This window comes from Olsenella profusa (assembly GCF_016900315.1).
GTDB classification, from domain to species: domain Bacteria; phylum Actinomycetota; class Coriobacteriia; order Coriobacteriales; family Atopobiaceae; genus Thermophilibacter; species Thermophilibacter profusus_A.
The window spans coordinates 1-431 of sequence record NZ_JACSNQ010000052.1 but is presented as its reverse complement, the minus strand read 5'-3'; the positions used below and the strand labels follow the sequence as shown (position 1 = coordinate 431).

At 48.3% G+C, this 431-nt stretch carries 1 protein-coding gene; it reads right to left on the bottom strand.

What is annotated here, in order from left to right:
• Positions 1-143: 143 nt before the first annotated feature.
• The coding region (locus H9X80_RS08985; protein WP_204794002.1) for a hypothetical protein at positions 144-431 on the bottom strand (288 nt) is incomplete at its 5' end.

Below are 431 nucleotides of genomic sequence, written 5' to 3'. Positions count from 1 at the left end.
GAATTATACTGGTATTCCACTCCGCCCGTAAAGGTAGCCGGCGAAAATAGACAGTTATCCATATTGCCTACATACATAGCTCCTCCCACGGCAGTCAGGTCCTTGGTCTTTCCGTAGGCATTCGGGTCGCCACCTGCACCATACTAGCTGGTACGGTCAATATGCTGAGCCGAACCATAGACCGAAAGCTTATGTTTGTACTCGTTAAAAAACACGTCGTAGGTCAAGCCTCCACTATTGATGATGTGCTTGGTCTGCTCCGTGATGTCCGTTTCATGCGGCTGCAAGTCAAACTTGTTACCCCCACGACGGAATTCATTCGTCGTGTGATATTCCAGACTGATACGGCTGAACTGAGTGGGACGATAATAAGCCCGCAACCCGAAAGTATTCATATTGAGTTTTCCCAATTCTGAGAATCCGTCTCCATC